The 12,510-nt window shown below is 62.2% G+C and carries 11 protein-coding genes; 2 read left to right on the forward strand and 9 right to left on the reverse strand.

The genetic code is table 11. From position 1 onward, the window contains the following. Positions 1–55 precede the first annotated feature (55 nt). The 5 genes from OCV80_RS13610 to OCV80_RS13630 all read right to left on the reverse strand — a co-directional run bounded on the left by OCV80_RS13610 (position 56) and on the right by OCV80_RS13630 (position 5,309). Positions 56–1,048, reverse strand: a complete 993-nt coding sequence (locus tag OCV80_RS13610; protein WP_119310391.1) for a ComEC/Rec2 family competence protein — start codon at positions 1,046–1,048, stop codon at positions 56–58. 6 nt (positions 1,049–1,054) lie between these two features. Beyond that, a complete protein-coding gene (locus tag OCV80_RS13615; protein WP_021750986.1) occupies positions 1,055–1,951 on the reverse strand; it encodes a carbohydrate ABC transporter permease in 897 nt (298 codons plus the stop codon). Positions 1,952–2,076: 125 nt separating this feature from the next. Continuing rightward, on the reverse strand, positions 2,077–3,336 hold the full coding sequence (locus tag OCV80_RS13620) for an extracellular solute-binding protein (RefSeq protein WP_021750985.1): 1,260 nt from the start codon (positions 3,334–3,336) through the stop codon (positions 2,077–2,079). 64 nt (positions 3,337–3,400) lie between these two features. After that, positions 3,401–4,240, reverse strand: coding sequence for a carbohydrate ABC transporter permease (locus OCV80_RS13625; RefSeq protein ID WP_021750984.1), 840 nt, complete (start codon positions 4,238–4,240; stop codon positions 3,401–3,403). Positions 4,241–4,319: 79 nt separating this feature from the next. After that, positions 4,320–5,309 (reverse strand): LacI family DNA-binding transcriptional regulator, encoded by a 990-nt coding sequence (locus tag OCV80_RS13630; protein WP_267288475.1) that lies wholly within the window; start codon positions 5,307–5,309, stop codon positions 4,320–4,322. 338 nt (positions 5,310–5,647) lie between these two features. Here OCV80_RS13630 and OCV80_RS13635 point away from each other — a divergent pair, with 338 nt between their 5' ends. Continuing rightward, complete coding sequence (locus OCV80_RS13635; protein ID WP_267288476.1) at positions 5,648–6,343, forward strand: YoaK family protein; 696 nt, start codon at positions 5,648–5,650, stop codon at positions 6,341–6,343. Between the two features lie 66 nt (positions 6,344–6,409). Continuing rightward, a complete protein-coding gene (locus tag OCV80_RS13640) occupies positions 6,410–7,183 on the forward strand; it encodes a nucleoside phosphorylase (protein WP_119310394.1) in 774 nt (257 codons plus the stop codon). Positions 7,184–7,240: 57 nt separating this feature from the next. On the opposite strand, the gene OCV80_RS13645 is transcribed toward OCV80_RS13640, so the two are convergent. The 4 genes from OCV80_RS13645 to OCV80_RS13660 all read right to left on the reverse strand — a co-directional run bounded on the left by OCV80_RS13645 (position 7,241) and on the right by OCV80_RS13660 (position 12,485). Continuing rightward, the gene (locus OCV80_RS13645; protein ID WP_119310395.1) at positions 7,241–7,627 is read right to left on the reverse strand and encodes a metallopeptidase family protein; all 387 of its coding nucleotides are present in this window, start codon (positions 7,625–7,627) and stop codon (positions 7,241–7,243) included. Between the two features lie 14 nt (positions 7,628–7,641). Further along, positions 7,642–9,810 (reverse strand): Tex family protein, encoded by a 2,169-nt coding sequence (locus OCV80_RS13650; RefSeq protein WP_119310396.1) that lies wholly within the window; start codon positions 9,808–9,810, stop codon positions 7,642–7,644. A gap of 123 nt (positions 9,811–9,933) precedes the next feature. Next, the gene (locus tag OCV80_RS13655; RefSeq protein ID WP_021750978.1) at positions 9,934–10,755 is read right to left on the reverse strand and encodes an MBL fold metallo-hydrolase; all 822 of its coding nucleotides are present in this window, start codon (positions 10,753–10,755) and stop codon (positions 9,934–9,936) included. Between the two features lie 245 nt (positions 10,756–11,000). Continuing rightward, positions 11,001–12,485, reverse strand: a complete 1,485-nt coding sequence (locus tag OCV80_RS13660; RefSeq protein ID WP_021750977.1) for a DUF1846 domain-containing protein — start codon at positions 12,483–12,485, stop codon at positions 11,001–11,003. Positions 12,486–12,510 lie beyond the last annotated feature (25 nt).

A 12,510-nucleotide genomic window follows, 5' to 3' on the forward strand; every position in this document is an offset into this window, starting at 1 on the left:
CCCGGCAGAATGTGGAGTGCCGGAGCGGACGGATATGTCGTATTTGACCGGGGACTCAATCCGGGATGGACAGGTATGTGCCCTCCATTGCGCCGCCGGCGCCTACTGTGAACGTCAGGGCCTGATGGGGGGGCGGGACTGCGCCGTCCGGACCGGGCGGGCAGTCGGAAAAGTACAGCCGTGCGCCGCTGTCCGCCATCATCTGCAGGATGGCCGGATCGGCGCTGTTGTAGCGGCGGTCGCTGGATGCGCAGCACACCACCGCCCGGGGAGCGATGGCCTGGATCTGTTCTGCAGAAATACCGTCCCGCTGGCCGTGGTGGCCCACCTTGAAGAGGTCGGCCCGCAGGGAGGCGGGGTCCAGCCCTCCATAGCCCATGTAGTTGGTGTCGCCGGGGAGTAGGATCCGGGTCCCCCGGTACTCCAGCAGGAGGATCAGGCTGTAATTGTTCATGGCCGCGTCCAGCTGGTCCAGGCGCTGCCAGAAAGCGGACGGGTCCGCCTCCTCATACAGTGCCCGGCACGAGGACGCCAGCTTCTCCGCCTGTGCACGGGAGGGGCCCAGCACCCGAACCAAGAGATCCCGGCACAGCCGGAGCTCCATTCCGGCCAGAGGCCGGTGGCGCGGGCAGCTCTGCCCCAGGCAGAGGCGGCGGTAGTCGTTCAGGGCCCGGAGAAACTTGCTCCGGGAGGGCGTCAGGCCCTCCGCCGGAATGTCCAGCGTCCGCATGGAGCGGCAAAACTCCGGGGGCAGCGTCTGCCAGAGGGCCGCGGGAGGCAGCTTCTCCGCCGCGGGCAGCAGGCCGCACAGGTGGTCCTCATGGACATGGGTGGCTGCCATCAGGTCGATGTGGTCCACGCCCCGCAGGGAGAGATACTGGTCCAAGGGGATACGGCCGGTGGCGCTGTCCCGGTACTCTTCTGCTTCGGCGCTGCCGCCGTCGATCACCATGACAAAGGTACCGCCGGGGAAGGCCGGGTCGGGACATTCCAGCAGGGCGGCCTCCCCATAGCCCACGTTGACGAATGTCAGCTTCAGTTCTTCCATAGGCGCTCAACCCATGGCCCGCTTGATGTAGAAGCTGGACAGGATCAGCACCAGCAATGTCATCACGATGGCGCCGGCGCTGCCGAAGCCGAAGTCCAGAGACTTGATACCGTATGTATACAAGAACTGAGTGATGGTCGTGGTGGTGCCCGCCGGGCCACCGCCGGTGAGGACGTTCACCTTCTCGAACAGGCGGAAGGTGTCGATGGTCCGCAGCAGGGCGCACAGGGCCAGGCTGCCCTTGATGTTGGGCAGGGTGATGTACCAGAACTGCTGGAAGAAGCCGGCGCCGTCGATGCGGGCGGCCTCATACTGGTTCTCCGACACGGACTGGAGGGAGGCGTACAGCAGCAGAAACACAAAGGGGACGTTCTGCCACACGTCGATCAGCAGGATCGTGCCGAAGGCCGTTTTTGTGTCCATGAACCAGTTGAACACCGGCAGGCCCAGTCCCTTCAGGAACTGGTTGATGATGCCGTAGTTGGCGGAGAGCATCATCCGCCAGCTGAGGGCCACCGTGACGGCGGGCAGCAGATAGGGCAGGAGCAGCAGCGTCCGCATAATCTTCTGCCCTCGCTTGAGGGAGTTGACAAATACTGCGATCAGAAGGCCGAGGGCCATCTCCAGTACCACCGCCAGGATAGTGAACTTGATGGTGTTCCACACCGCCTGCTGAAAATATCCGTTTTTAAAGAGGGAGACGTAGTTATCGAACAGCACAAAAGAGGCGTTCTCCGTGCCCTTCAGGTAGTTGTAGTCGGTAAAGCTGTATACAAATGTGAAAATCAGGGGATAGGCCGTCATGACCAGCAGGACTATCAGGGTGGGCGTGAGCATTCCGATCCCGAACCGGTTTGTGGCCGCCTGGGCGCTATTCAGTTTTGCAATCTCGTTTCTCTTCATACATTGGCCTCACAAACTCGAGAGGTGTGGCCCCAGGGCCCGGCTCCGGGGCTTTTGGAACAACGGCCGGGGCGCCAGACGGCGCCCCGGCCGGCCGTGTCATTTCTGTTTTAGAGAGGCTGGGTTCAGGCCATCAGCTGCTCCAGCTGCTCCTGGGCGTAGGCCAGCGCCTCGTCCATGGTCTTGGTGCCCTGGATGATGTTGTCCATCTCGGTGCCTAGGATGTTGGTGAACTCCGTCCACTCCTCGATCACAGGGCGGTACACGCCGGTCTCCAGAGCGCCGCAGACGGTCTGCAGGTGGGGATAGGTCTCCAGCACGGTGGAATCGGTCAGGCAGCTGTACCGGCAGGGCACGCCGTTGTTCTCAATGGAGGCCAGCTGCACCTCGGGGCTCATGACGTACTCCAGCAGCTCCAGGGCCAGGTCCTTGTGGGGGGCGTTGTCGGGGATGCCGATGCACCACACGCCCTGCAGGGCCACGGCGTCCACAGGCGCGGAGTCGTCGGTCAGCTTGGTGGGGATGGTGGTGTAGTTGGCAGGACCGTCAGCAGTGGGGGTGTACCAGCCGGGCCAGATCTGGGCCAGGGCGGTCTCGCCGGAGGTCACGGAAGCCACGATGTCGTCCTTGTCCAGGGTGCTGCCCAGGGCGTACAGGTCCAGGTACTCCTGCATGGCGGCCTTGAACTCGGGAGTGTCAACGGTGGGGTTGTTGTTCTCATCCACGACCCAGCCGCCGTGGACAACCAGGTGGGGCAGGAAGTCGGACAGGATGTTGTCGGCGCTGCCGCCGCGGATCAGGAAACCGTTCTTGTTGGAGTCGGCCGCCTTGGTCTTCTGGGCGATGTCCATCAGATCCGCGAAGGAGTCGATATCCTCGGGGGCGTAGCCGGCGTCCGCCAGCAGCTGCTTGTTGTACATCATGACCGTCACGTTGCCGTAGTAGGGAGCCAGGTAGATGTCCTCGCCCACCTTGCAGATGGTGGTGGTGGCGGGAATGATGTCGTCATCAAAGCTGTATCCCATCTCGCTGAGGTTGGCCAGTACGCCGTTCTCAGTGAACTCGGCCATCCAGGAGCCGTCCACCATGCACAGGTCGTAGGTGCCAACTTCGTTGACGGCATCCAGGGCGATGCCGGTGTGCAGGTCGTCGAAGGACATGAGCATCACTTCGATGTCCACGTTGTGCTCCGCTTCAAAGGGGGCCAGGCTGGCCTCCAGGGACTCGCCGTAGGCGCCGCCCCGCAGGATCAGGGTCATCTTGGTGGGCTCGCCGGAAGTGCTGCCCTCGCTGCCTTCATCGGCCGTGTCCTCTCCACCGCCGCCGCAGGCCGCCAGAGACAGCGTCATGGCCAGCGCCAGGACCAGGGTAAGCAGTTTTTTCATTTCGTTTCCTCCTACTCTTTTCCGCTTGATGTTGTGTCAGGGATCGGAAGTGCGATGTATTTTGTTACTCTTTGACAGCACCGCTTGACAATCCGGAGATCAAGTAGTTCTGCGCAAAGATCACAAACAGGGTGATGGGGATGACAGACACCACGCCGCCTGCGGCCACCAGGCCAAAGTTGGTCAGGTTGTCCTCCGTGTTCAGCACCGACAGCGCCAGGGGCACGGTGTAGTTGCTGGGGCTGCGGGTAAAGATGACCGTGTAGGTGTACTCATTCCAGGCGTACATGAAGGACAGCATGGCTACCGCGGCGATACCCGGCGCCACCAGGGGCAGGACGATCTTGCGGAAGAGCTGCCACTCTGTGGCGCCGTCCACCTTGGCGCTCTCCTCCACCTCCTCCGGCAGGTCCTGGAAAAAGCTGATGAGGAACCAGATAATCAGCGGCACGTTGATGAGCACGCAGGCCAGCGTCACCGGGATCTTGGTGTTCAACAGGCCGATCTTGCTGAACATGGTGTACAGGGGGATGGTGAAGGCCACCGGAGGCAGCACGCGGACCAGCAGCACCCAATAGGTCATTGGCCGCTTCAGCCCGAAGCGGAATCTCCGCCGGGCCAGGATATAGGCGGCGCAGATTCCCACGATCAGCGACAGCACCAGGGAGCTCAGCGTGGTCTGCAGGCTGTTGATGGCGGCTTGGCCGAAGCCCTTGCTGACAAACAGGCTGATAAAATGCTCAATGGTGAGGGACTGCGGGATCAGGGAGATATGCCCCTGCATCTCCGATGTAGGGCGGATGGCCATGGCCACCAGCCAATAGATGGGAAACAGGGCGATCACCAACAGCAGGGCGCAGCCCAGGACTTTTCCCACTGTCCCGGCTCTTTTTCTCGCTTTCATATCCTCTCCTCCTCGTTTTTGCGCATGGCAAAATTCCCGCCGCGCACCCGCGGCATTCTGTATTTTTCCAAAGTACGGGTCAACTGGAGCCGCGCACCCGCAGCTCTGTGGGCACCACCGTGACCTGGGGGACGTCCGTCTCCCCTGCCAGCAGCGCCTGGAGCCGCGCCACGCTCAACTCCCCCATCCGGCGGCAGTCGATGTGGACGGAGGTGAGCTCCGGCTCCAGCATCCCGCAGGCGGAGCTGTCGTCTAGTCCCGTCACCGCCAGGTCCTCCGGCACCCGCAGGCCCAGGCGGAGGGCGGCCTTCATGGCTCCGGCGGCCATCACGTCGTTTCCGCCGAAGATAGCCGTGGGCCGGTCCTGCCGGGACAGCAGCTCCAGGCAGGCCTCTGCGGCACTCTCCACCGTGGGATCGCACAGCTTGATGTGCCGGGTGTCTGCCAGCAGGCCGTGGGCCTGGGTGACTTCCAGAAAGGCCCGGTACCGCTCTCCCAGTATATAGGGGGAGAAGCGCCCTGCCAGCATGGCGATGTTCCGATGACCCCGGCCGATCAGGTGCTCCAGCGCCTGGCGGACCCCGCCGTATTCGTCCGACACCACGCAGGGAATGTCCAGTCCCTGGATGCGGTTGTTTACCAGTACCACGGCCAGATCCCGATTCTGGAGCTCTGCGATCATATCCGGTCGGGCATTGCCGCCCAGGATCACACCCTCCACCTGTTTGTTTTTGGAGGTGTTGGAGGCCGTGTCCCAGTCCGCAGCGGTGGAAATGACCAACTCAAAGTCACTTCGGTTCGTCTCCCGCATGATCCCGGTGCAGATGCCGGCGTAGAATTCGTCCAGGATCGTGGCCCCCTCCTTACAGATCAGGAAGGCGATCTTGTCCGTTCGCTGGCGGGCCATGGCCCGGGCGATGGCATTTGGAGAGTAGTGGAGCACTTCCGCTGCTTCAAACACCTTCCGGCGGGTGTCCTCCCGGACCCGCTCCGGATTGGAGAACGCGCGGGACACGGTGGCGATGGAAACTCCGGACAGTCTGGAGACATCATAGATGGTTGGATTCACGGTCACGCCCCTTTTCGCGTAAGCGTTTTCATATTTTTCGTAGGAAAATAACAGTTTTTTGTTGTAAAGCTTCCAGTGTTTTCCTGGATCAAGTCAACTTTAACACTTTTTTGCGGTGGAAGCAAGGGATTCTTTGTATTTAATGTACATTTTACACAGGTGTAGAAAAGCTCTAACATTCCTTGTATAGATCGGCAGAAATGTAACCGCTTCCATTAAAAGCACTTATGACAGATGATACTGCTCCGGGAATGTGAGAGGTGCTTCTCTCCAGGCTTGTCTTTTTCCCGCGCCTATATTATACTGTTCACGGAATTCTCAGGAAAAGAGCTGATGGGATGTACAGAGCCAGGTCCGCCCTCCGCCATGGGCAGATGTCCGAGGCATTTTCCACCATGGTTTTTCTGACCCTGTCCGGCGGGCTGCAGGACGCTTACACCTACTGCATCCGGGGACAGGTTTTCGCCAATGCCCAGACGGGAAACATCGTTCTTATGAGCCAGCGGGCCTTTGCCGGGGATCTGGCCGGCGTCCTCCGGTATCTGATCCCGCTGCTGGCCTTTGCGCTGGGCGTCTTTGCTGCGGAGATGGTCCGCCGCCGCTGTCAGGAGATTTCCAGGCTCCACTGGCGGCAGATGGTGGTGCTGGCTGAGATCGGCCTGCTGCTGGGCGTGGGATTCCTCCCATCGTCCTGGGATGCGCCGGCCAACGCGCTGGTGTCCTTCACCTGCGCCATGCAGGTCCAGGCGTTCCGCAAGGTCAACGGCAGTGCATACGCCAGTACCATGTGCATCGGCAATCTCCGCAGCGGGGTGGACGCCTTCTGTGCCTACTGGGACACCCGGGACCGGACCGCCCTGCGGAAGGCCGGCCGCTACTTCGCCGTCATCCTCATTTTTGCCCTGGGGGCCGGATTCGGCGGCGTTGCCTCCCAGCTCTGGGGAACAGGGGCCATCTGGGCCAGCTGTCTGCTGCTGGCCGTCAGTTTTCTTCTGATGTTCCGGCAGGAGATCCAGGCGGAAGCGGACTGCTGAGGATGCGGGGAACGGCCTCCATCCGGATTTCACACCAATAATGATATGATGAGGAGAATGAGAACCATGTCTGAAACAGCCAAAATGCTCCATGTGAATCTGGCCCCCGGAGAGGCGGGCCGCTACGCCATCGTCCCCGGGGATCCGGACCGGTGCGAGCTGATCGCCGCCCACCTGGACAACCCCCGCATGGTGACCCGGAAGCGGGAGTTCACCACCTGGGAGGGCACGCTGGATGGAGAGCGGGTCACCGTTACCTCCACCGGTATCGGGGGGCCCTCCACCGCCATCTGCGTGGAGGAGCTCCATAAGTGCGGGGCGGATACCTTCATCCGGGTGGGCACCTGCGCCTCCACCTGCGCCGACGTCCAGTGCGGGGACATCGTGGTGGTCAGCGGCAGTGTCCGCATGGACGGCACCAGCCTCCACTACCTGCCCATGGAGTTCCCTGCCGTCCCCAGCTACCAGCTGCTGAAGGCTCTGGAGGAGAGCTCTGTGTCTCTGGGCTTTCACACCACGGTGGGCGTCAGCATCACCAAGGACTCCTTTTACACGCAGGCGGAGCCGGAGACGAAGCCGGTGTCCGATGATCTGATCCGCCGCTGGCAGAGCTATGTCCGGGGCGGTGCCGTCTGCACCTCCATGGAGGAGTCCATCCTCTTCTCTGTGGGCTCCAGCCTGGGGATCCGCACCGCCTCCATCCTGGTATCAGCCACCAATTTCGACGGGTCCGTCTCCAAGCGCAACAGCGCCGACGTCTATCCCACCGACAGCATCCAGAAGCCCATCCTCTCCGCCATCGAAGCCCTGCGCCGGATCATCCGGCAGGACAAGGGCTGATCTCCCTCCGGATATCAAAACCGCCCCGTGCCGCAGGCACGGGGCGGTCCTTTTATATCACATCTCTCCGCCGTACTCCCGGCGGTATTCCTCCAGCTCTTCCGCGTCCCGGTCATCCAGGGCGTGAAGGCCGCCCCGGCCCTCCATGTGGTGGGTCAGCTCATGGGACAGGGTGGTGTACAGCTCGTCCTCCCATGTTTCCTGGCCCCAGTCCTCCCGCTCTGCAAGGGCGGCAAAGGAGCCGTAGTACAGGTTGATATACTGGCCCAGCAGGTCGTCGCAGTACTCCCCCAGGATATACATCTCGCCCTCTGGGAACTCCGGGTCCGGCTTGGCCTCCTCCAGCAGGTTGATCCCGCCGTTGAGGCCGTCGAACAACGCCGCCGGGAAACTGTCTGCCATGTCGTCCAGCAGGTCGTTCACCCGGTCGATGGTCAGGATCATGGCTGTTTCCCTCCTCACGCCTTGGGCACCTGCTTCATGCTGAGGCCGATGCGCTTTTTCTTCTCGTCCACCTCCAGCACCACCACCTGGACGATGTCTCCCACAGACACCACCTCCGAGGGGTGTTTGATAAACTTCTGGGACACCTGGGAGATGTGGACCAGCCCGTCCTGGTGGACGCCGATGTCCACGAACACGCCGAAGTCGATGACATTCCGCACCGTGCCCGTCAGCACCATGCCGGGCTTCAGGTCCTTCATCTCCAGCACGTCGGTGCGGAGGATGGGCTTGGGCAGCTCGTCCCGGATGTCCCGGCCGGGCTTCATCAGTTCCGCCGCCACGTCCCGCAATGTGGGCACGCCCACGCCGCAGTCCGCCGCCGCCCGGTCCTCGCCGTAGGTCCTGATCTGGGCGTTCAGATCTCCCAGCTTCCCATCCCGCACGTCCGTGAGGGTGTGGCCGGTGAGGGAGAGCAATTTCTCCGCCGCGGCGTAGCTCTCCGGGTGGACGGCGGTGTTGTCCAGCACGGAGCGGCTCTCCGGCACCCGCAGGAAGCCGGCGCACTGCTCAAAGGCCTTGGGCCCCAGCTTGGGCACTTTCAAAATCTGCTTCCGGGAAGTGAAGGGGCCGTTTTCCTCCCGGTAGGCCACCACATTTTTCGCCGTGGTCGCGTTCAGCCCCGCCACACGCTGAAGCAGGGAGGGGGAGGCGGTATTCACGTCCACGCCCACGGCGTTCACACAGTCCTCCACCACACCGTTCAAAGCCTCGTCCAGCCGCTTGGGGGGCATGTCGTGCTGGTACTGTCCCACGCCGATGGCCTTGGGGTCGATCTTCACCAGCTCCGCCAGAGGGTCCTGGAGGCGCCGGGCAATGGATACGGCAGACCGGAGATTCACGTCGTACTGGGGGAACTCCTCCGCCGCCAGGGGGCTGGCGGAGTACACGCTGGCCCCGGCCTCGCTGACGATCATGTAGCTGACATGGGCGCCGGCCTCATTCACCTGCCGGATCAGCTTCACCGCCATCTGCTCCGTCTCCCGGCTGGCTGTGCCGTTGCCGATGGCGATGTGCTCCACGCCGTGCTTTCGGATCAGCTTTGCCAGGGCGGCGATAGCCTCGTTCTCCTGCCGCTCGCCGTAGGTGGGGTATACCACGGCGGTGTCCAGCACTTTGCCCGTGCCGTCCACCACCGCCACCTTGCAGCCCATCCGGTACCCCGGGTCCAGGCCCATGGTGACCCTGCCCTTCACCGGGGGCTGCATCAGCAGGGGCTTCAGATTCAGGGCGAACTGGCCGATGGCCCCCTCGTCCGCCCGCTCCGTCAGGTCGGAGCGAGCCTCCCGCTCCAGGGCGGGGAAGATCAGGCGGTCGTATGCGTCCTCCGCCGCGGACTTGATAAATTCCATTGCGGCGCTGCCGGGGACGATCACATGCCGCCGGACGGCCTGGAGGGCCCGGTCCCGGTCCAGCTCCACGCGGACCTTCAGAAAGCCCTCCTTCTCCCCCCGGTTGACGGCCAGGATCTGGTGACCCTGAAGCCGGGAGAGGGCCTGGGAGAAGTCGTAGTACAGCCGGTAGACAGAGTCCTCCTCCACCGCCGCCTGGGAGCAGAGCTTTCCCTCCCGCTCCAGGAGGGTGCGGAGGGTCTTGCGGAGGGCGGCGTCGTCGCTGATGGTCTCGGCGATGATGTCGGAGGCGCCGGAGAGGGCGTCCTCCACCGTCTCCACGCCCTTTTCGGCATCCACATACCGGGCGGCCTCCGCCGTCGGGTCCGGGCAGTCCGGCCCCTGGGCAAACAGCAGCTCCGCCAAAGGCGCCAGGCCCTTTTCCCGGGCAATGGTGGCCCGGGTGCGGCGCTTCTGCTTGTAGGGGCGGTACAGGTCCTCCACCTCCGCCAGCGTCCGGGCGGCGTCGATGGCGGCGGAGAGTTCCTCCGTCAGCTTGCCCTGTTCCTCGATAGACCGCTTCACCGCCTCCCGGCGTTCCGCCAGGTTCCGCAGGTACTGGAGGCGCTCCTCCAGATTCCGCAGGGCGGTGTCGTCCATGGCGCCGTGAAGCTCCTTGCGGTAGCGGGCGATGAAGGGAATGGTGTTGCCCTCGTCCAGAAGGCGGACCACGTTTTCCACATGGCGGGGGTCTTTGTCCAGCTCAGATGCCAGTTGTTGAATGAGATCCTGCATGCTCCTGTTCCTTTCCTGATAAATCGCTGTTTATGATGAAGAGCAGTCCCGCTTTCCACACCGGAAACGGGACTGCTTCCCCAGAGATCGCGTTGTGTTTCTTATGCGTATGGTGTTCCGCCCTTACCGATCATCCAGCTGCTCCAGAGAGTCGTAACACCATGTCCTGAATAACTGGCAATAGGCCCGGAATCCCTTCTGCCCGATCAGGTAAATATTCGGCATATAGCGCATCCGCTTCCGCGCGTAAGCGATCCGCTCAAGGCCATTGTCCAAGGCCGTATGATTGCTGAGCGCCACTTCTACGTTCTGGCGTTCCGCCTGTTCCATAAAATGTTCCAGAGACCGCAGGTATTGGATCGTGCCGTGTCGGCTCATGGGAGGCGCGGAACCTCCCCAAAGGGCCGCCTGATGGGATACGCCATTCTCTGTTACATTGAAGATATAACTCAATCCTCCCGGTGTGTGTCCGGGGGTCTCATAGACCAGGAGCCGTTTGTCTCCCAGAGCAATGACATCCCCTTCTCCCACATAGACGTCGATGTCATAGTCTTTCCACGTCTCCGGCCTGTCTCGCTTGATGGGCTCTTCCGCCCAAAATCGGTCATCCCGTTGTGAGAGATATGTCTCTGCATGAAACGCCTCCCGGAGCCAGCGTCCGCAGCCGGTGTGATCCACATGTCCATGGGTCAGCACCAGTTTTCGGATCGCGCCGGGGTCCCATCCGGTCTCCCGAACCGCAGAAATGATCGCATCAAACGCCTGCTGGCAGGGCCAGATCGCGTCCAGCACGATCAGTCCCTCCGAAGAGCGCAGGACGAAACAGTTTGTCTCTTTCTGCGCAATAATCAGAAGATCGTCAAAAATCCGTGCGTGCGTAAAGAAGGACATATCCTCCATATTCCGAAAGGTCTCTGCTGTGATCTGTGGCCGGTCATCTCGCATACTGACAACATTCCTTTCTATTCCATCAAAAAATGTTACAGATGAGCCGCGGCACAGTGTCAGTTCAATTTTGATTGAGAGCAGAATTTGAGAACCCGTTTCTATGAGAGTTTTCGGTGAAACTGGTCCATCCGCTATGCTCTGTGCAACGTCTCACCTATTGCTTGCACAGAGCCCCGGCGATTCTTCGCCGGCAGCATCCTCTGTTTCTTCATGCTCCACCTCATCCGAAAGCGCAGGTCATTTCATTTGTGATACAGCTTCTTCGTCTCGTACCGGGCCTCGCAGCTGACGTTGATGCCCAGGCGGCGCAGAAGGTTTTCGTCCACCTCGCTGAGGATCACCGTGAAGTGGGCGTCGCAGCCCCGGAGCTTGGGCAACTGCTGCTGGGCCAGCTCCGCCAGGGGGTTGGTCAGGGCGGAGATGGTGAGCGCCATCAGCACTTCATCCGTGTGGAGCCGGGGGTTCTTGTGGCCCAGGTACTGGGTCTTCAGCCGGCACACCGGCTCCAGCACCTGGGCGGAGATCAGCTCGAACTGGTCACCGATGCCGCCCACGGCCTTCAGCGCGTTCAGCAGCAGGGCGGAGGCCGCCCCCAGGGTGTCGGAGGTCTTGCCGGTGACCACCCGGCCGTCTGGCAGCACCATGGCGCCGGCAGGGCCGCCGGTGGTCTCCGCCTTCAGCAGGGCAGCGGACACCGCCGGGCAGATGTCCGGTGTGACGCTCGCCTGTTGCATCACCAGCTCCAGCTTCCGCACCGGCTCGTCCCCGGCTTTGCCCCGCAGCCGCTCCACGCAGGCGGTGTAGTAGCGCCGCAGGATCTCCATGCGGCTGGCGGCGCAGCACACCGCGTCGTCACAGATACAGTTGCCAACCATGTTCACTCCCATGTCCGTGGGGGACTGGTAGGGGGACGTGCCCTGGATCTTCTCAAAGATGGCGTTCAGCACCGGGAAGATCTCCACATCCCGGTTGTAGTTGACGGCAGTCTTGCCATAGGCCTCCAGATGGAAGGGGTCAATCATGTTCACGTCGTTCAGATCCGCCGTGGCCGCCTCGTAGGCCAGATTCACCGGATGCTTGAGGGGCAGGTTCCAGATGGGGAAGGTCTCGAACTTGGCGTAGCCCGCAGCGATGCCCCGCTTGTAGTCGTGGTAGAGCTGGGAGAGGCAGGTGGCCATCTTGCCGCTGCCGGGGCCCGGCGCCGTCACCACCACCAGCGGGTGCGTGGTCTCCACATACTCATTCTTTCCAAGGCCCTCGTCGCTGACAATGTGCTGCACGTCGGAGGGGTAGCCCGCGATGGGATAGTGGCGGTAGCACCGGATGCCCAGGGTGGTCAACCGCTTCAAAAAGGCGTCCGCCGCCCCCTGGCCGCTGTACCGGCTCATCACCACGCCGCCCACATAGAAGCCCATGCCCCGGAAGATGTCGATCAGCCGCAGCACGTCGTCGTCATAGGTGATGCCCAGGTCCCCCCGGACCTTGTTTTTCTCGATGTCTGCGGCGTTAATGGCAATGAGGATCTCCACGTCGTCCTGCAGCTGCTGGAGCATCCGGATCTTGCTGTCCGGCTCGAATCCCGGCAGCACCCGGGAGGCGTGGTAGTCGTCGAACAGCTTGCCGCCGAACTCCAGATACAGCTTGCCGCCGAACTGGGCGATGCGCTTTTTGATCTGCTCGGACTGGGTGGTGAGGTACTTCTGATTGTCAAAACCGATGGCCGGCATACGATCTTCCCCTTTTCTCTCTGGT

This window comes from Oscillibacter acetigenes, assembly GCF_025567605.1.
In the GTDB taxonomy this organism is placed as follows: Bacteria; Bacillota; Clostridia; order Oscillospirales; family Oscillospiraceae; genus Oscillibacter; species Oscillibacter welbionis.

What these genes read in the sequence shown, in the direction of transcription:
- OCV80_RS13610 (WP_119310391.1), bottom strand. Translation starts at nt 1,048, where the DNA reads ATGGAAGAACTGAAGCTGACATTCGTCAACGTGGGCTATGGGGAGGCC.
- OCV80_RS13615 (WP_021750986.1), bottom strand. Translation starts at nt 1,951, where the DNA reads ATGAAGAGAAACGAGATTGCAAAACTGAATAGCGCCCAGGCGGCCACA.
- OCV80_RS13620 (WP_021750985.1), bottom strand. Translation starts at nt 3,336, where the DNA reads ATGAAAAAACTGCTTACCCTGGTCCTGGCGCTGGCCATGACGCTGTCT.
- OCV80_RS13645 (WP_119310395.1), bottom strand. Translation starts at nt 7,627, where the DNA reads ATGATCCTGACCATCGACCGGGTGAACGACCTGCTGGACGACATGGCA.
- OCV80_RS13660 (WP_021750977.1), bottom strand. Translation starts at nt 12,485, where the DNA reads ATGCCGGCCATCGGTTTTGACAATCAGAAGTACCTCACCACCCAGTCC.
- OCV80_RS13635 (WP_267288476.1), top strand. Translation starts at nt 5,648, where the DNA reads ATGTACAGAGCCAGGTCCGCCCTCCGCCATGGGCAGATGTCCGAGGCA.
- OCV80_RS13625 (WP_021750984.1), bottom strand. Translation starts at nt 4,240, where the DNA reads ATGAAAGCGAGAAAAAGAGCCGGGACAGTGGGAAAAGTCCTGGGCTGC.
- OCV80_RS13655 (WP_021750978.1), bottom strand. Translation starts at nt 10,755, where the DNA reads ATGCGAGATGACCGGCCACAGATCACAGCAGAGACCTTTCGGAATATG.
- OCV80_RS13640 (WP_119310394.1), top strand. Translation starts at nt 6,410, where the DNA reads ATGTCTGAAACAGCCAAAATGCTCCATGTGAATCTGGCCCCCGGAGAG.
- OCV80_RS13650 (WP_119310396.1), bottom strand. Translation starts at nt 9,810, where the DNA reads ATGCAGGATCTCATTCAACAACTGGCATCTGAGCTGGACAAAGACCCC.